Here is a 17,400-nt window from a genome sequence, read left to right as displayed (position 1 = left end):
TCTATTTTTTACATCAAAGATGCGTATATCTTACAGATGCTTAAGCGTTACTGAGCTTTCTTCTGTTCTGATTTGCAAACAGCCGCAGTAAAGATAACGTCTGTTGAGCTGTTTAGCGCTGTTTCAGCCGAGTCTTGAATCACACCAATGATGAAGCCAACCGCTACAACCTGCATTGCTACGTCGTTTGAGATACCAAACAGACCACACGCTAGTGGGATAAGTAGTAGAGAACCACCTGCAACACCTGATGCGCCACACGCTGATACTGCAGCAACAATACTTAGTAGTACCGCTGTCATTAGGTCAACGTCGATACCCATAGTGTGTACCGCTGCTAGCGTTAGGGTAGTGATAGTGATTGCTGCACCCGCCATGTTGATGGTCGCGCCTAGTGGGATAGACACTGAGTACGTATCTTCGTCTAGGTCTAGCTTCTTACATAGGTTCATGTTCACTGGAATGTTCGCAGCACTTGAACGCGTAAAGAATGCCGTTACGCCACTTTCACGTAGACATTGGAACACCAATGGGTATGGGTTTTCTTTTGTTTTGAAGTACACGATCGCTGGGTTAACCACTAGCGCAATGATAAACATTGAACCCAGTAGTACCGCTAGAAGGTGAGCGTAGCTCGCTAGTGCGCCAAAACCAGTTGTTGCGAATGTAGATGCAACCAAACCGAAGATACCGAAAGGAGCAAGACGAATGATAAAGCGAACAATGTGAGAAACACTGTGGCTTAGATCTTCGAATACCGCTTTCGTCGTTGCTGATGCGTGGTGAAGCGCAAGACCAAGACCCACACCCCAAGCTAGAATACCGATGTAGTTCGCTTCTACTAGTGCGTTTACTGGGTTATCAACCAGCTTGAACAGCAAGGTTTGGATAACTTCTGCAATGCCTTGTGGTGGCGTTGCACCTTCAGCGCCCGTTACTAGCGTTAAATTGGTCGGGAAAAGGAAACTTAGTACTACTGCGGTTAGCGCCGCAAAGAAGGTACCCGCTAGGTAAAGAATGACGATTGGACGCATGTAAGTGTGTTGGTTTTTCTTTTGGTTGGCGATAGAAGCCGCAACCAAAATGAATACCAAGATAGGAGCAATCGCTTTAAGAGCACCGACAAACAGACTACCCAGCATACCAACGCTTTCAGCGTGGCTTGGTGAGATAGTCGCAAGCAGAATACCCAAAACAATACCGACGAGGATCTGGAGAACGAGGTTACCGCGAGCGTATCGGGCAACGAGACTGTTGTGTTGCATTTGCATACATCATTCCTGCAATTTTTGCCTCAGCAGCAGCGCAAACTTCAGTCATTACACGGCGTAATGTTCCTTCGAATGAAGGGGCTGAACCTTGTTGTTGTGTTGCTAAGACGTCCTGATTATCAATTATCCTGTTTTTATAAATCCAGCTATTTTCTTGCTGAATATCACATATCTTAGCTTGGTAATATTTTGTGTCTAGTTTTAGTTTGTTCTTAGTTTAAATGTTTGCACGATGTTGCTGTTATTGGTCTTTTATGTTGATTTGTGTCGCCAAGTATGAATGATGGTTTTTCACTAAGTTATTAAAAAAGGAGGCGTTAGCCTCCTTTGTTCTATTGATTACGCAAATGCAACAAGTTAATAACCTCGTTGGTGTTTGCGTTTTTCGCCAACGATACTGCGTACCATTTTTCCGAACTGTTTACTCTGAGCTCGTTGCTCTGCGAGAGTCGCGCCGTTGTGGGCTTGTTCTCGCAGTAACTTCTGGTAGTTAGTAAAGCGGCGCATCTCTAATGTGCCATCTTCAATTGCGGCTTGAACCGCGCAACCCGGCTCCGTTTGATGCTGACAATCGCTGAATCGACAGTTTTCTGCTAACGCTTCAACATCAGCGAACGTTTCACTTACACCTGCTTCGCAATCTGCCAATTGGATCTCTCGCATTCCCGGCGTGTCCATTAAGATCCCACCAGAAGGCAATAGATGGATTGAGCGCGAGGTCGTCGTATGTCGACCTTTGCTGTCATCTTCACGAATTCCGCCAGTTGCTTGCTCTTGCTCGCCAAGTAGGGTGTTGACTAAGGTCGATTTTCCTACCCCAGAAGAACCGATAAAGGCGACGGTTTGACCTTCACCACACCAACCCATCAACTTGGCAACGTCTGATTCGTCCAAGCCGTTAACGCTCTCTACCATAAGCAGTGGATCGAGCTTTTGTACCTGAGCTTTGAGCTCGTCAGCGTCGTCACATAAGTCTGCTTTGGTCAGTACAATCACAGGTTCTACATCGGCTTCATTGATGAGTGCCAAGTAGCGCTCAATGCGGCTGAGATTAAAGTCGTGATTGAGTGAACAAACGATAAAGACCGTATCTACGTTGGCGGCAATAAGTTGCTCAGCGACTTTGCTGCCAGCGGCTTTACGGCTGAATAAGCTGCGGCGCTCAAGTAAACGAGAAAACTGCTGCTGGTGGTTGAGTATCACCCAGTCACCAACGGTCATGCTGGGTAACGAGGTATGGATAGGTAAGTGGGTTTCACCTTGTTCGCTAACCACAACGTAACCACTACGATGGTGAGCAATCACTCGCGCAAAAAGCGTGTTCTCGTAATCGTCTAGCGTCAGTTGTTGTTGAAAAAACGGTTTCCAGCCTAATAGCTTTAATGGGTTAGGTTGAGTTAGTAGTGTTTCACAAAAAGAATGTGTTTTATTCATTGTTGAATTATCCCAGACGCAACAAAGCGCCTTAATACAAATCGCATTAGGGTCTAATTCGCATAGAGCTGACCCCGGTGAAAACCGGGCAAGGAAGGGAGGAATTGTGGCTTAGCCACGAGAAAAAAGTTGGACGTTTACCCTTTCACTGCCCAGTTAGTGTTATTCATTACAATCACAAATTAAATATACCTTGTTTCATGTAACAGTGAGTGAGTGACTGATTTGTATGATATTTTTTCTTGTTACACTTTTTATCACCATGCGGTGTCATAAAACTCCCTAACAACAAGGTTTTAATTATTTAAAATCAAACTCTTATGTAAATAATGAGGTGACATTATCCGTTAACCCCAATCTTGACCTTAACTCTTTATTTTCTCTCATAAGCGTAGCATTTATCGAGGCATTATTAGCTAACATTTCCCTCAACTCAGCGATTTCCTCGTCTCGCTCCTTGCGCTTGTTCTCCTCTTCTTTGAGCTTTGCGCGTAAGGTTTCTATTCTGTCCTTCGCTTGGTCTGAGCCTGACTTACCCATCACACGTTGGTATAAATCAGGCATATCACGTTGAATTAACGCTCGGCTAACGCCAGCTTCTCGCGCAACAGAAGACATTGTCAGCTTCTTGTTTTTAGGGTCTTTAGGCTTACCCTTCTCAATGGCTACGATAGCCAATCGCACCTTTTTATGGCTAGGTGATTCATTTTTGCTGCTCATTCTCTAACCTCACCCTGTAGTCATCAATTATGCGCTGAACCTCTTCTACAAGATCAACTGGCACCCGCATTACCTTGGTGTCTGGTTTTGTTTTTGGTCGCCCTGCGCCCTTGCGAGCGCCCCCTCGACCCATCTTAAGTTCAACGCCATCGATGTCACCAATAGACATCTGATTTAGTTTATTTTTATTGGTTGCTTTCTTTGCCATTTTATCCCGCTTGAAAGTTGTTACAGCATTCAGTCTAATGATGATATTGACTTAATTTGATTATTGTTGCTCAATTCATTTTTCATGGCTGCATAGTCATAACCCAAATCGGTGAGAACCTTCTCTACACGCACTAAGCCGTCCTGAGCAGCCTTCTTACCAGCATCACCAATGTCATCGAGGTCAACAAGTTCAAGCTGTTGAATTAACATACCTTCCCAATGTTTGACGTTTCGTTCATCTACGATCCCGTGGTCGCATTCATCACAACCTCCACCCATACAGCCATCATCGTCATTGGTACACCAACCAATACCTGTTGAGCGAATTGGCAGCTTCATTGCACGAGCCATTTCCTTATGGCTACCATAGATTTTAATGTTTTCCTCATTTGACCTGAACTCTTTGATTTTCTCTGCCACTGCACCGCCTGTAATTGGATGGTCTAAATTGAAAAAATCCGAAAATATTTCTTCTTCTACGAACAGCTTTTCACGTAGGAGTTCTTCAAACAGTTCTTGGTCTAAATCATCATTTGCAGCATAGAGGGCGGTCATCGTGATTGACCAGTGCTTAAAGTGCTCTTTCAGCGCTCGTAAATCACCAAGTTCGCTGTGCACAACGTAGTTTGCAAAGGTGCGCCTTAGTTGGTGGGCGGTTAAGTTCCAATCAACGCCTGCCATTGCGCAGAGGTTTTTTAGCCTAAGTCCAGTAATAGTCGTACCTGATGGTATGGTAATTGGAGCGCCTTTCTTGCGAGGACTCTTGGCTAAAATCAGGTGATTATTAATCTCGCTTAGACGCGCCATTTCCTTATAATTGCCCTGACTTTTCGCTTCTTTCAATTCTGCTTCGAGCTTGGCTTGATAGGGCTTTGAATAGCGCTCTAAAATCTTAATCGCATCAATCGCTATTTTAGGTGCTATCCATTCCGTCTCGCCTGTATGGGTTTTATCCGAGCGAGACTGAATGTAGTAAAACGTTTCCTCGTCTTTCGTTTCTGTGCGGTAGTTTCTGCCACCTTTCCCACGCAGTGAACGCTTGATATTCAAGGCTTCGTGGATACGCATTCCTGTAGTAAACAAAAGCCAGAAGATGCAGCTATCTCTGAGTAAGAGTAAGGCGTCATTGAAATCATTTAGCTTATCAAATTCATCAGAAATACTTTGCAGGTATTCGCGTTTTTGTGTCGGTTGATCTCTCACACTTTTAGCTGTTGGCTCAAAAGCGTCAAGTTTATCGCGTAGGTTTAACAATTCCGTTGCTCGGTCTAGATAGCCCTTAGTGTAAGTCGCCAGTGGCTTTAGCACCTCATCGGGGATGATTAGGGTTTTACCTTCTGCTGTTTTTCGAGGGGCTCCTTCGCCAAGCGCTCCTGCTTGCTCATGAGCACTTGAGCTTATCCAAGGATGCCCCTTAACCCAAGCAAACATTCTGCCGTGGCGATATATCGCTTCCAGTGAGAAATACCTTGGCATTTTTGAAGTTGGCTTTAGGGGTTGCAACTCGCCTTTACGTTTAACCATTACCCCATCGACATACTGAACATATTCCTGAGCCAGAAAGGCATCAAAATCCCGCTGAGAGCGAAGTGGCTCGGACTCTACCCACGTTAGAAATGACCGAACATGCTTGCAAGCCACTGCCAAAGAACTACCTCTTAACCCCATTTGGCGCTTCGACCACATCACCCATTTCGCCAGTGATTTCAGAGTATGACTTTGGATTGAGCTGAACCTTAGGATATGTTCACTAAGCCTAGCACTTTTAGTGAACTCTTCAGGTGTCAACTCCCATTCATCTTCTTCAAATCGAGCGTACACAAGGCACTGACCATCTTCGAGGGTGGTGTAGGCAACGACGCCCGTTAACGCCTCAATTTGTACCTGTGTTGGGTTGTTGCCCAGCATTTCTAGCGTGGGGCATTTGTGCTTTTCTAGCTCTTTTGCGCTTAGCGTATTCTGGACATTTATCATTTTCCAACCCTCAACATGTCTAAGTTTTTCCAGTAGGGATGCGGTGTTGTTCTTGCTTTTTCTTTCATGGTTTGAACTTGTGGCAGCGCATTTAATTCAATGCATCGCGGCTCTATATGCTCGTCAATCACTCTCAGAATGTCTTTGAGATACTTTTTCCAGTTCTTGCGACCAAAGCTATCCCTGTTGCGAATAATCGCCCAGTAGAAACTGTAGAGTTTCCAAAGGTCGTCCAGCGTGATAACAAAAGATTTACAGCGGAAGCACGCCAAAAAATCAGTACATATTCTCCCATCCTTGGGCGCTCTATCACCATACTTGGTGTCCTTACATGTACCCATTGGCGTTTTTTCTTCGTCCTCATTCAAGATATTGACCACTCTGATTTCAGCGGCACGACCAAGATTCTTTCTTGCCTCTTCTGGCGCTCGCAGGTAATGGTCTGTGGTACTTTGGTGTTGATGCCTCGCAGCGTGTGCTGCCGCGACTAAATCCTCGCCTGACAGCTCGTATATGCCATTCACAAAGGTTTTGCGGATGCGACTTGCATTCACCGTGATTGGGTTGCCATCTTCATCTTTTAGGTTGTACTCCTTAATCAATGATTCTGTGTAGTAATAAAGCACATTTTCCGACAGTGAGGTGGCTGTTCCAGCGGTACGATTACGAGTAGAGGTATAGGTGAGCAATAAATCCGTGTTTAGCGCTTCTCTGCTTGAGGCATTGAGTTTAGTGACGGTTTCAATAAGCAGCGCCACATCCAATTTAACGCCCTGAATAATATCAACTTCTTCACTCTTGCGTAAATTGTGTAACTGAGTTGAACTCCCCCGACGTTTAAAGACGGTCAACAATCGTCTGTTTGCCTTCAATGGGTGCTCAGACAAGGCGTTCACCGACATTTCCAAAAGAGGTCTGGTATTAATCCCTGTTTGCATCGCTATCGCCAAAACCACTACCGTCAACTCATACGCTGTCAATGGCGCTTCTCGATCTTTATTGATGATAGGTGGAATGGCTTGCTTTAAGGTAATAACAAGTTGTTTTCTCTCATGCTGAGTGAAGGGACTTGCGCCGCCACCGCCACGTTGGTTTGATTTTGGGTAGGGGTTGGGTTTAAAACAGCTTCTCACGTACTCAGGTGAGGCATCCCAATACCCTTGGGTTTTCATCGCATGTAAAAGTGATTTTACCAAGGTGTAGTGATTTTTTTGACTAGTGTAGGATAGATTGCCATCGCCATTTTTTTTCTTAAGCGTCTTTAAGTGGATACGAAAGTTGTCCATTAGCTCTACTGATATATCTGCTTGAGATAAATCATGATCTTTATGCTGACGATAAAGCGGAAGGTAGCCTGCTAGAATCTTAAATCCATCATATGAATAAGCTAGAATAGTCTTTTGAGAGCTTCCACTTGAGATGGCAGAGTCCAGCAAGGCTTTAGTTGTGTAATAGGCACGATTAACCAGATCATCAAACCCCTGACCATAAAAGGGTGCAAAGTCGAAACTATACCCATTGCCACCTTTCGACCCCAAGGCAGGAAAATTCACTACCGCACTGATGGGTCGAACAACTTCTAGATTGTCAGTACCCTGAATAGTGTCTTCCTTTACGTGCGGCAATACGAACTTATCTAGGTCGATCTTGCGTGATTTTTTCTTCGGCACAATAGTGTCCTTTGATTTTTGTAACTTTATACACAATAGGTTGCTTTGAATGTTGTTACAAGTTTCTTTTTTTGTTTTTGTCAGAGGACAACGTTTGATCGCTTTTGGGCTGTATCAAGTCAGATGAGAAAGTCACAGTCAGATGGGAAAGTCAGCTAAAACACCTTTGCCCCATTTCTTCTTAGAGTATTTGCCCCAAGTAAAGTGCTGATTCCCAGCTCGCATTAGGAAATATTATCCAAAATTGTCATTTCTAAAATTATCTAGTCACTCAAACAACCGATGGAGGGTAAGCGCTCCATAAACCCCGCATTCTAATCGCCTAGCGCGAAGAATAAGATCAAGTCTCCAACCATGAGGAGATTTGAAATGGGAAAACGACACACTAATCAAGAATGGCAAACGCTCATCGAGCAGTCTGAATCGAGTTCATTGTCAACGCTTGCATTTTGTAAGCTTAATGAACTCAATCCCTCGACGTTTTATGCTAAGCGCCAGCAACTCAAAAAAGCAGATGTCTCTCAAGGCTTTGTACGGGCAGAGGTCGTCGAAAAGACAACGAAATATCAAGCTCAAATAGCCACCGCTAACATGACACTTCTCATCAATGATGTGGAGTTGAGCATTCCTCAAGGCACGCCCGCTGCCTACCTGGCAGAACTCATTGGAGCCTTGTCATGAAACATATGCTCAGCGCACCAGAGATTTATCTGTATCGTGAGAGTGTCGATTTTAGAAAGTCCATCAATGGCCTCGCGGCGATTATCGAAAGTGACACCGATTTACCCTTGGGAAGCGGCGCACTGTTCCTGTTCACCAATAAACAGCGCGACAAAATCAAAGTGCTGTACTGGGATAAAACTGGCTTTGCGCTTTGGTATAAACGCCTTGAAAAAGCCAAGTATAAATGGCCTGCAAAAGAGCAAAATGAAGTGTTTACCCTGACTCAATTCGAGCTTGATAGACTGCTTTCTGGCTTCACGATTATCGGCCATAAACCCGTTCAAATAAACGATTTTACAATGACTTAATTGATAATAAAGCCTTATCTACCAAGCGTGAATGGCATGATTTTAGTATAATAAATGCCATGAAAAAGACGCCAGTTATCAACCCAGAAAGTCAAGATGTTGCCGAGCTACAAGCGATGGTGAAAGCCCTTCTGCTCTCTCAGGAGCGGAAGGAGTCTCAATGGCAACAAGAGCGTCAATCCTTACTCGAACAGCTCAAGCTGGCCTTCGACCGTCAGTTCGCGAAACGCTCCGAGGCGCTAAAGCCTTACGATGAATCTCAAGGTGACCTCTTCAACGAAGTGGAATGTGAAGCCGCTAAGGAAGAAGAGGTTGAAGTGGTCACGACGACCACTACAACGAAGAAGCGTGGTAAACGCAAGCCCCTTCCAAAGACTTTGCCTCGTGAGGTTATCGAACTCGATTTAGACGACCATGAAAAACAGTGTGCCTGCTGCCAACATAGTCTGCATAAAATCGGTGAAGACCGTAGTGAGAAACTTGAGTTCTCACCAACAGTGCTCAAAGTGCTGGAATATGTTCGTCCTAAATATGCTTGTCGTCAGTGTGAGCAAACTGAAGACAACAGCCACATCGTTCAAAAGCCAGCGCCTCAGAGCATCATCCCTAAAAGCTTCGCGACAGAAAGCTTGCTGGCCAATATCATCCTTGGTAAATATCAATACGCAATGCCCCTTTACCGCCAAGAGTCGCTGTTTACTCAGTCGGGTATTGAGCTATCGCGAACTACCATGGCAAGGTGGGTTATCCAAGTCAGTGAGAAGTTCACACCGCTGTATACGGCCTTAAAAGAGCATCTACTTCAACAAGTGGTGGTTCAGGCGGATGAAACGCCGCTCAATGTCCTTAAAGAAGATAAACAGTGTTATATGTGGCTCTACTGCTCGGGCGCAGACTCGCCCGACGCTGCACTGCCGAATGTGAAGAATATCGCCTTGTACGACTATCAAAACAGTCGCGCGAGGGCATGCCCTGTTGCCTTCTTGGGGAATTACAGTGGTTATCTGCAAACCGATGGCTATGGTGCCTATGATGGTCTTCATCACGTAACCAATGTTGGTTGCTTGGCGCATGCACGGCGTAAGTTCATGGATGCTAAGAAGCTTCAAGGTAAAGGTAAGTCAGGCAAAGCAGATAAAGCGCTGGCCAAAATCCAGAAGCTCTATGGGATAGAATCGCGCTTAAAAGGTGCGACTGTCGAAACACGAAAAGCAGAACGTCAACAGCATGCCAAGCCGATACTGGATGAGCTGCACGACTGGATGACGTCTCAACAAGTAATAAGCTCTAGTCCATTAGGAAAAGCGATTAAGTATACGCTCGGCCAATGGCCCAAGCTCATCCGCTATATCGATGACGGTCATTTATCTATCGATAATAATCGTGCTGAACGCGCCATTAAACCGCTGGTCATTGGCAGAAAAAATTGGCTGTTCTCAAACACACCAAATGGTGCTGATGCGAGCGCGATGCTTTACAGCATCGTCGAGACAGCGAAAGCCAACGGCCTTATCCTCTACGACTACATGGTCAAGTGCATGAAAGAGCTCGCGAAAGCGGAGCCTGATATCGATGCGCTCCTACCTTGGAACTTCAAACATTAACAACACCGCCCCGTGGGTTCATGGGGCGCATACAGCTTAACAACTTTAAGCTCTAGAGGCACTTTTGTGCCTACGAATCAAAAATCCCTCGGGTACGCCGAGGGATTTTAATGGGAAAGGCAGACCTCACAGAATCTTATACTTAGAGATTAAAGCACTGCAAGCATCGACAATGGAAGGGCGGGCAAGAGCAATATAATCAGATACTTCCCCATCAATTCGTTTTAAATAATCCGAACTAAAATTCTCTCGAATACTTAGTTCAGGGTAGTCATCAGTTTCAGATGCCACACCTACAAAAGGTAAAAAATCAGAGTCATTTTCTAAGTTAAGTTGATTCCTCAGTGAAACCAACAGTCTGCAACCTTCAATAAAATTAATGTCGTCATTAACCAACGATTGGCAAATATCTATGATTTTTTCCTGATCCTTTACATCCATTACTTTGGCCCCTTAAGATAATCTTCAACAATTGTCTTCGGTTCTACCCGTTGTCCAGTCGCCGAATTTTCATACCAATGAGTTTCAAATTTACGACCATCAGGAGCAGTATGTTTCAAGCTGGAGCGTTTTGACCAGTCGGAAGTATTCCCACCATATTCATTAGCTAGTCGTTTTGAGTCCCTTAATAGAGTCTTTGAACCTGCCCCTGCAACAGAAACACCTGTCTCACCGAGCTGCTGTTGACTACCTAATTGTTTATTAAGCTTAACGGCATTAGCAGGATTTCTGGCTGCACTGTTTGTAACATCAACCTATCTTGTCAATAAAAAACTCAATATCATCTATCAACCACGATGTGGTTTCGTTCGTGTCTAGATTCTTCACGCAAACATTATCGAATGGAGGTTCTAGCTTTAATTCACCTTCAGCTTTAGATATAAAACTCAAGAAGGCAAGACTATTCTCCGTATCTTTCAGCTTACAAATTACCCTATGGGTTGCGCTAGCTCCCTTCCTTGAATATCTAGAACTGGGACTGATATCGTAACCATATGGAAGCAGAATAACCCCCTCTATGCCTAACTGCTTTTCAACCATTAATTCCCAGTTTGCTTGAATCCAATTATCGACAAAGTATGGATCATTGTCCCAATCCAAGCTCTGCATGACCTGAGTCAACTGCGGCCAGCAAGCCAGCATGAACTGCTGAAAGTTAACTATTAATTGATGAACTGGCATGTTTATTCCTTATATGGAAGTTTTTTCTTGTCCAAGGCACCATCATATGACTTCAGCCTATTAACATCTACGTGATTTGGTTCGGGGTATTTACCCCACTCTTTCGGATCAATATGATATGAACGACCTGTCTTTGGATTAACATATCCTCCTGTACCATTAGCAGGATCTGGTCCTCGCTTCTCAAACCCCTTATCAGTAAACATCTCATCAATTTCTTTCGCTGTCTTATCTTTAAAAGGGTTACCTAATCCTTTTCCTGTCTTGTTTGTAACACCAGAACACTTTTCAGGCTTAGCTTTTTTAGTTGGCTTAGCTGCTTTATTTGGAGCACCTGTATCTTTCGATTTCTTAATGAACTGCTTAGCTAGCTTAACTAGCCTAGCAACTGCATTTCGCCCATCCGGGTCCACGTACCCCAACGGGTCACCATTTACATAAGCATAGAGGTTTATCCCACCTTGCTCTTGCAATGGATCACGGTTAAGCCAACGGCGCTGGTAAGGCGAATAGAACCGATACCCAAAATAAACCAATCCACTTTCAAAGTCACTGCGTTTCGTTGAATAACCAAAGGGTTGTTGGCTGAAATCGCCGCCTTCTACTTGACCATATGGGGTGTATTGATAGCTCTCAACTACCTGGCCAGAAGCGTTTAAGACTTTTTGAACATGGCCTAAATGGTTGTACACATAGGTATAGATGTCACTGCTTGTCTTCGCCACCAGTAGGCCACCGATACCACCCGGTGCAGACTTATCCCAAGCATATTCTTGAAGCACGTCTCCCTCAGCGTTACGCTGCTGAAGCTCCACTAACCCAAAGCGAACAAACTGCTTTTCTTCTACCAACGCTTTATTTTTGTATAGCTGATACTGAGCGAGCATATGGTCATGCCCGTAAGCAAATGTCTCACGGTATTTCGTGTCACCCCGGGTAAAACTCAGCTCGATTAAGCGGTTTTCTGCATCGTACTCCGCCTCAAACGGAACGCCATCGTCCAAGAGCCCCTTAATTGGGTTACCGTCTTTATCCTACGTAAATGCACTGGTGTCCCCATCCGCCCCAAAAGGGTGTGTCCCATAAAGAAAGGCACCTCAATTCGGTGCCTGCCTTTTATTTATCACTTATGCAACAGCTCTACCTTTAATTCCTATACTTTTCATAACCAACTCAATTTAAATAACTATTTTCTTTCAAAAAGGTGTGTATTTTTTTATCAGCATCATTTTTATTACAGATGTAGTATGATTTTTCTCCATCTCTAATAGTTATTATTTCTCTTTCATAATGAAACACTTTTAACATATCCCAGATTTTTGCCTGGAACATAGTTAAATTTGAAATAGAAAATATTAATTCATTAGCATAAAGGACTTTATTTCCCCAATATGTGGTAATAATGCATTGATTTTTTTCAAACTCCAATGAATAAACCGTTTTCTTTAATTGATAGCAATAATTAAATACTTTTAAGTAAAAAAGAATCATTAAAGGATACATTAACATCATTACAAAAGGTAACTCTGACCACCTTGTGAACACAACATACATCGCTACCATACCTAAAACGACAAGACAAATTATAGTACCTACATTCTCTTTTTGTGTTATCGAATTACAATATATAATCATTATTCCCTCCTACTCACCTTTTATAGACTACCACCGGCTATCCCACCTACAGTTGAAAGCGCAAGGTCAAGTTGCGCTCCCAAAAATGCACCTCCGGGGTAAGCTGTAAGCCCTGCGGCTAGTCCTCCACCAATTCCAGCTCCGAACATAGAGCCCAAACTAAAGCAAGAGTAAGGTTTACCATTTCTATCTATAGCCATCGCCTGCCCCAAAGCATTACCAACCATGGCACCTAATACAGGATTTCCAGCACTCAATAATCCACCGACTCCTCCTGCGTAAACTCCATCTGCAATGTCATCAAAACTTCCTCCCTGCACCCAAGCACCAATACCTCCATTTATTGCGCCAACTCCTGCACTTATTGCAACAGCACCGGCTGCAACCAGCAGTGGATTTCGCCCATCCGGGTCCACGTACCCCAACGGGTCACCATTTACATAAGCATAGAGGTTTATCCCTCCTTGCTCTTGCAATGGATCACGGTTAAGCCAACGGCGCTGATACGGCGAATAGAACCGATACCCAAAATAAACCAATCCACTTTCAAAGTCACTGCGTTTCGTTGAATAACCAAAGGGTTGTTGGTTAAAATCGCCGCCTTCTACTTGACCATACGGGGTGTATTGATAACTCTGAACGGCCTGACCCGAAGCATTTAAGACTTTTTGAACATGGCCTAGATGGTTGTACACATAGGTATAGAAATCACTGCTTGTCTTCGCCACCAGTAGGCCACCAATACCACCTGGTGCCGACTTATCCCAAGCATATTCTTGAACCACCTCTCCCAGTGCGTTACGCTGCTGAAGCTCCACTAACCCAAGCCGAACAAACTGCTTTTCTTCTACCAACGCTTTATTTTTGTATAGCTGATACTGAGCGAGCATATGGTCATGCCCGTAAGCAAATGTCTCACGATATTGCGTGTCACCCCGGGTAAAACTTAGCTTGATTAGGCGATTTTCTGCATCGTACTCCGCCTCAAACGGAACGCCATCGTCCAAAAGCCCCTTAATTGGGTTACCGTCTTTATCGTAAACGAACGCTTTGTCGTCTCCATTCCACTCGGCGATCTGGTTAAGTTCATTGTATTTAGCATTGGATTGCTGCCTAGGTAGAAACCAAGCTGGGGTTCCTGTCTGCTCTGCAATTTGTCCTGCTTCATCAAATCGATAATGGTAATCAACCAAAGTGGTGTCTTTACTCTTGTACGAAATCGCACTTAAGTCACCCTTTTCATTTAGCGTCGTCTTTCTGGTCACGCCATTAGGTAAAACTACACTCGCAGAGAACGCCAACGGTGAATAATCGTAGTGATAAGCAAATCGCTGTCCCAACGCATTTATCTCAACGACCCTACCCAAGTCATCGTACTTATATGCGGTATTTAGCTTACCACCGGCGTACAACTCGGATAACAAGTCAAGATTGTTATAGTGCAGTGTTATAGTGTCGTTGTCTCGTGGTCCATCAATCTCAGCAAGACGCCCATTTTTCTCATATTGATATCGAGTAGATCCAATCGCATCTTTCACTTCACTAAGAAGACCGAGCTCATTGTAGCTGTATTCGACACTTGGCGTTTGATCACTGTATTCAATTTTATCTAACTGCTGTTTCTTGTTGAAATGAAGGGTTTTGGTAATGCCTCTAGCATTCGTTACCTTCTTGATTCGGCCGTTATTGTATTCGTACTTTAAACTACTGCCATCTGGATAAACCTTCTTACTCAGTTCTCCTGCGGAGGTGTACTCAAAAGACGTTTGGTTTTGATTTTGATCCGTAAGTGATGTAATTAGACCCGCTTTTGAGCGACCAATTTGAATACTGCCTCTGGCAGGGTTGATCACCTCAGTAAGTTGCTTTTGGGCATCATACCGATACTGGTAACCCCGATCACCCGGCAATGTTTCTTTTTCAAGTACACGAGGACAACTACCAAACTGGCGCTGAATTGTACGGCCCGCCGCACTGCGGATTTTTGTTAAGGTATTAATCTTATTGTATTCAAAGTGCGTTTCGTAATCTGCGGCATCCTTATTGGAGATCACTCGACCTATCTCATCATATCCATAACGACGGACGATCTCTGAACCTACACGAACGGATGTGACTCGGCCTTTTGCATCACGCTCAAATGTGCTGATGACACCATTTGCATCAGTGGTAGAAATTAAATTACCAGTTGAATCATAGCCATATCGCGTAGTTAACCCGTCCATGTCGGTATATTCAGTCACTCGATGGTGGTCATCATAAGTAAACTGTTCATCACCAAATGGACCGACAATACTTGTCAAATCGAGCCCATTATTCGCATAAATAAATTGCGTTGCACGACCAAGCGAGTCAATGCTTTCCAGCAACTGACCATTGTTCGTCCACGAGTACTCGCTCTTTTGTCCAAAAGGATCCGTTGCTGATTTAAGTTTATTGTCGCTGTAGTACTTGTATTCGAAGCTTGCACCATCTGGATAAGTGATTTCAGAAATTTCACCCCTGCGACCATTTGGCACCACAAATTCATAAATTGTTTTTGGGGTATCGTAGTGCGAATTGTTTTTTTCGCTCTCGTATTCTTGATAGTGGTCGGCATCTACATACCAAGATCTGCCATGGAAACCGTCAAAATAATATTCCTCTTTCCCACCGGTCGGTAAAGTCACTGTAATGCGATAGTTTTCCCACATTGCAGTACCAGGAGGATTATAAGCATCGAAGTTATTGTGTATACCGTCTGCTGGCTCGATATAAAATTGAGTTTTACCTCTTGCGTCCGTCAACGATGTTACTAAATGATCATCATCGTATGTCAAGGATGCTCGGTAACCCTCCATGTCAGTCATTGCGACTAGGTTTCGTGATTTGTCATATTCAAAAAGGGCATAACGACCAAAAGGATCGTCGACTCTTTCAATCAAACCTGAAGAGTTATATTGAAAACTCGTTACCTGACCTAACGCATCCGTCACGTGCGTCACCTTGGCCGTTTTGTCGTATCCTACTGTGACTCGATTACCCGAGTTATCGACCTCAGCTAGCAAGAAGTTTTGTAGGGCTTTGGTTCCCTCTGGTACCCCGTAAATACGTTGCGAACCGTCTGCATATGTGAGCAGCCACTTTCCATCATCACTCTTAGTCAATGATGTTGACGAGTAACGGTCTGATTGATAAACCCCATGATTATTTAATATAAAAACACTTTCGCTGCCATCTGCTTCAAAAATAGTAACGGCATCACCCGGATCCACTACCAGATAGGACGCGTAATTAAACATCCATCGATGACCAAAAGGTTCATTTTGTGCGAGCACACTTTGTGTATTGTAACTTAGCTTCACCTCAACGCCAGGGCCGACTGTTGTGTCATACCATAGCGGAGTGTCTGTCATATAAAGGTTGAGATTAATGACATTGACCGACCAAATAGGTGCGCCTCTGCCGCGGCAGTTTTTATCTGGGTTACTGCCCTCCTTATTAGGGGTATTATCATCAGGTTCTGAACCAGGATCTCCTCCTTCGCTTGGTGGACGTTGGATACCACAACAGCCCCCATGAGTGGAGTTAGCGTCTTCGAGAGACAGTGCTGTCCCGACGGATGATGAAGCCCCCTTAGACAATAAGATAGCGTTACCTTGCCATTCCTTTTCAAGCTGCTCAGCTGAAAAATGAAAACGCCGATTCATCTGTGGGTCAACAATATAAAATTGCCCAGCTTCGACTCGCTCAAGAACCCAGTAATGTCCCTTACCACCGGTTGCTGCTCTACTAACTTGTAAGATTGCTGGTTCAGTTAGAGCGGCTAGTTCACTAACTTTGGCTTTAACTGCAAGTGCGTGATAACCATATTTAACAGCTAACTGCCTCAACTCTTCTATGCTAAAACCTTCAGCCTCATTATCTGGGACATAACCGAGAACTGCTTCAGAATCCTCGAATTGACCATCACCATTGAGTAAATAGGCCAGAGCCCGTGTTCCGCAATCGAGCAAACCGCCAGCCTGATTTTTAAGAAGCGATAACTTACGCAGCCAAATTGAAGCATATGATCTCAACCTCCAGTCTGGTGCGTTCTTCACTACCTCCGCAAATAGGGTTTTTGCCTCTTCTGGATTATTTTCCATCAACCGAAGAACAGCTAAACGACTCTTCGCTTTGGCAACCATTTGTTGAGCGCCTGAATATTCAGAGTCTTGATTTGTTTGGATGACCTCGTTGAACAACTGGTTTGCCGTCGAGTATTGCCCGGTAAAGCGAGCATTACAGGCCATATGTAATGTTGCTTCAGATGCCCAAGCGCTATTTGGGTATTTCTTCCTGAAAATATCAAACTCCACCGATGCTGAAGCATATTGGTGTTTGTTCCAGTTTTGAATCGCTTGTCCAAAAGCCATACGTTCCTGCTCATCATCACTGGCTATTAAGTCCATTAGATGGAACGACTCAGGTTCGAGATTATCTTCAACAGGGTGAGTTGGGGCTAATACGCCCCCTAGTTGTCCCGCCTCACTCAATTGCTTATGTGTTGGAGCCGTGGACAAGTCCATTTCTATTCGTGATGGTGATACTTGCCTAATATCCAAAGCTTCAGTCTCACGACCACAACCTACAAGACTTATTGAGATCGCTAACCACAATGTCAAAATGCGACCATTATTCATTTTAA

14 protein-coding genes are annotated in these 17,400 nt (G+C 44.2%); 3 read left to right on the top strand and 11 right to left on the bottom strand.

Annotation, left to right across the window (positions count from 1 at the left end; genetic code table 11):
* Nucleotides 1–47: 47 nt before the first annotated feature.
* From sstT to KJB05_RS26945, 6 genes are all read right to left on the bottom strand, one after another.
* The gene (gene sstT, locus KJB05_RS26970; RefSeq protein WP_038894685.1) at nucleotides 48–1,265 is read right to left on the bottom strand and encodes a serine/threonine transporter SstT; all 1,218 of its coding nucleotides are present in this window, start codon (nucleotides 1,263–1,265) and stop codon (nucleotides 48–50) included.
* Between the two features lie 363 nt (nucleotides 1,266–1,628).
* Nucleotides 1,629–2,705, bottom strand: a complete 1,077-nt coding sequence (rsgA, locus tag KJB05_RS26965; RefSeq protein ID WP_009706510.1) for a ribosome small subunit-dependent GTPase A — start codon at nucleotides 2,703–2,705, stop codon at nucleotides 1,629–1,631.
* Nucleotides 2,706–3,023: 318 nt separating this feature from the next.
* The gene (locus KJB05_RS26960) at nucleotides 3,024–3,425 is read right to left on the bottom strand and encodes a hypothetical protein (RefSeq protein ID WP_045410188.1); all 402 of its coding nucleotides are present in this window, start codon (nucleotides 3,423–3,425) and stop codon (nucleotides 3,024–3,026) included.
* Nucleotides 3,409–3,633 (bottom strand): hypothetical protein, encoded by a 225-nt coding sequence (locus tag KJB05_RS26955; RefSeq protein WP_122071563.1) that lies wholly within the window; start codon nucleotides 3,631–3,633, stop codon nucleotides 3,409–3,411. The genes KJB05_RS26960 and KJB05_RS26955 overlap by 17 nt, the downstream gene beginning before the upstream one ends.
* Before the next feature lie 29 nt (nucleotides 3,634–3,662).
* Nucleotides 3,663–5,159, bottom strand: coding sequence for a site-specific integrase (locus KJB05_RS26950; RefSeq protein ID WP_213053122.1), 1,497 nt, complete (start codon nucleotides 5,157–5,159; stop codon nucleotides 3,663–3,665).
* A 446-nt stretch (nucleotides 5,160–5,605) separates the two neighbouring features.
* Nucleotides 5,606–7,279: a hypothetical protein gene (locus KJB05_RS26945; RefSeq protein WP_240998267.1), complete on the bottom strand. Its 1,674-nt coding sequence runs from the start codon at nucleotides 7,277–7,279 to the stop codon at nucleotides 5,606–5,608.
* A 369-nt stretch (nucleotides 7,280–7,648) separates the two neighbouring features.
* Here KJB05_RS26945 and KJB05_RS26940 point away from each other — a divergent pair, with 369 nt between their 5' ends.
* The 3 genes from KJB05_RS26940 to KJB05_RS26930 are packed head-to-tail and all read left to right on the top strand — an operon-like array spanning nucleotide 7,649 to nucleotide 9,914.
* Nucleotides 7,649–7,960: a hypothetical protein gene (locus tag KJB05_RS26940; protein WP_011999494.1), complete on the top strand. Its 312-nt coding sequence runs from the start codon at nucleotides 7,649–7,651 to the stop codon at nucleotides 7,958–7,960.
* Nucleotides 7,957–8,310, top strand: coding sequence for an IS66 family insertion sequence element accessory protein TnpB (gene tnpB / locus KJB05_RS26935; protein WP_011998799.1), 354 nt, complete (start codon nucleotides 7,957–7,959; stop codon nucleotides 8,308–8,310). Before KJB05_RS26940 ends, tnpB begins: the two co-directional genes overlap by 4 nt.
* A 59-nt stretch (nucleotides 8,311–8,369) precedes the next feature.
* On the top strand, nucleotides 8,370–9,914 hold the full coding sequence (locus KJB05_RS26930; RefSeq protein WP_208445699.1) for an IS66 family transposase: 1,545 nt from the start codon (nucleotides 8,370–8,372) through the stop codon (nucleotides 9,912–9,914).
* 126 nt (nucleotides 9,915–10,040) lie between these two features.
* Here KJB05_RS26930 and KJB05_RS26925 read toward each other — a convergent pair whose 3' ends face one another.
* The 5 genes from KJB05_RS26925 to KJB05_RS26905 form a co-directional block, all read right to left on the bottom strand.
* Nucleotides 10,041–10,355 carry a DUF2489 domain-containing protein gene (locus KJB05_RS26925; protein WP_208445698.1) on the bottom strand — a complete coding sequence of 105 codons (315 nt, stop codon included), beginning with the start codon at nucleotides 10,353–10,355 and terminating at the stop codon, nucleotides 10,041–10,043.
* A gap of 309 nt (nucleotides 10,356–10,664) precedes the next feature.
* On the bottom strand, nucleotides 10,665–11,096 hold the full coding sequence (locus tag KJB05_RS26920; protein ID WP_208445697.1) for a hypothetical protein: 432 nt from the start codon (nucleotides 11,094–11,096) through the stop codon (nucleotides 10,665–10,667).
* A gap of 2 nt (nucleotides 11,097–11,098) precedes the next feature.
* Nucleotides 11,099–12,100 carry an RHS repeat-associated core domain-containing protein gene (locus tag KJB05_RS26915; protein WP_208445696.1) on the bottom strand — a complete coding sequence of 334 codons (1,002 nt, stop codon included), beginning with the start codon at nucleotides 12,098–12,100 and terminating at the stop codon, nucleotides 11,099–11,101.
* Nucleotides 12,101–12,269: 169 nt separating this feature from the next.
* Nucleotides 12,270–12,731: a hypothetical protein gene (locus tag KJB05_RS26910; protein WP_208445695.1), complete on the bottom strand. Its 462-nt coding sequence runs from the start codon at nucleotides 12,729–12,731 to the stop codon at nucleotides 12,270–12,272.
* A 20-nt stretch (nucleotides 12,732–12,751) separates the two neighbouring features.
* Nucleotides 12,752–17,395 carry an RHS repeat-associated core domain-containing protein gene (locus KJB05_RS26905; RefSeq protein WP_208445694.1) on the bottom strand — a complete coding sequence of 1,548 codons (4,644 nt, stop codon included), beginning with the start codon at nucleotides 17,393–17,395 and terminating at the stop codon, nucleotides 12,752–12,754.
* Nucleotides 17,396–17,400: the final 5 nt, after the last annotated feature.

This window comes from Vibrio sp. B1ASS3 (assembly GCF_905175355.1).
Lineage (GTDB): Bacteria > Pseudomonadota > Gammaproteobacteria > Enterobacterales > Vibrionaceae > Vibrio > Vibrio owensii.
Note: the sequence above shows the minus strand (reverse complement) of the source record. Positions and strands in the feature narration are given on the sequence as shown.

Coding starts and splice junctions, on each gene's coding strand:
- sstT (WP_038894685.1), bottom strand. CDS start 1,265: ATGCAACACAACAGTCTCGTTGCCCGATACGCTCGCGGTAACCTCGTT.
- rsgA (WP_009706510.1), bottom strand. CDS start 2,705: ATGAATAAAACACATTCTTTTTGTGAAACACTACTAACTCAACCTAAC.
- KJB05_RS26960 (WP_045410188.1), bottom strand. CDS start 3,425: ATGAGCAGCAAAAATGAATCACCTAGCCATAAAAAGGTGCGATTGGCT.
- KJB05_RS26955 (WP_122071563.1), bottom strand. CDS start 3,633: ATGGCAAAGAAAGCAACCAATAAAAATAAACTAAATCAGATGTCTATT.
- KJB05_RS26950 (WP_213053122.1), bottom strand. CDS start 5,159: ATGGTTAAACGTAAAGGCGAGTTGCAACCCCTAAAGCCAACTTCAAAA.
- KJB05_RS26940 (WP_011999494.1), top strand. CDS start 7,649: ATGGGAAAACGACACACTAATCAAGAATGGCAAACGCTCATCGAGCAG.
- tnpB (WP_011998799.1), top strand. CDS start 7,957: ATGAAACATATGCTCAGCGCACCAGAGATTTATCTGTATCGTGAGAGT.
- KJB05_RS26930 (WP_208445699.1), top strand. CDS start 8,370: ATGAAAAAGACGCCAGTTATCAACCCAGAAAGTCAAGATGTTGCCGAG.
- KJB05_RS26925 (WP_208445698.1), bottom strand. CDS start 10,355: ATGGATGTAAAGGATCAGGAAAAAATCATAGATATTTGCCAATCGTTG.
- KJB05_RS26920 (WP_208445697.1), bottom strand. CDS start 11,096: ATGCCAGTTCATCAATTAATAGTTAACTTTCAGCAGTTCATGCTGGCT.
- KJB05_RS26910 (WP_208445695.1), bottom strand. CDS start 12,731: ATGATTATATATTGTAATTCGATAACACAAAAAGAGAATGTAGGTACT.
- KJB05_RS26905 (WP_208445694.1), bottom strand. CDS start 17,395: ATGAATAATGGTCGCATTTTGACATTGTGGTTAGCGATCTCAATAAGT.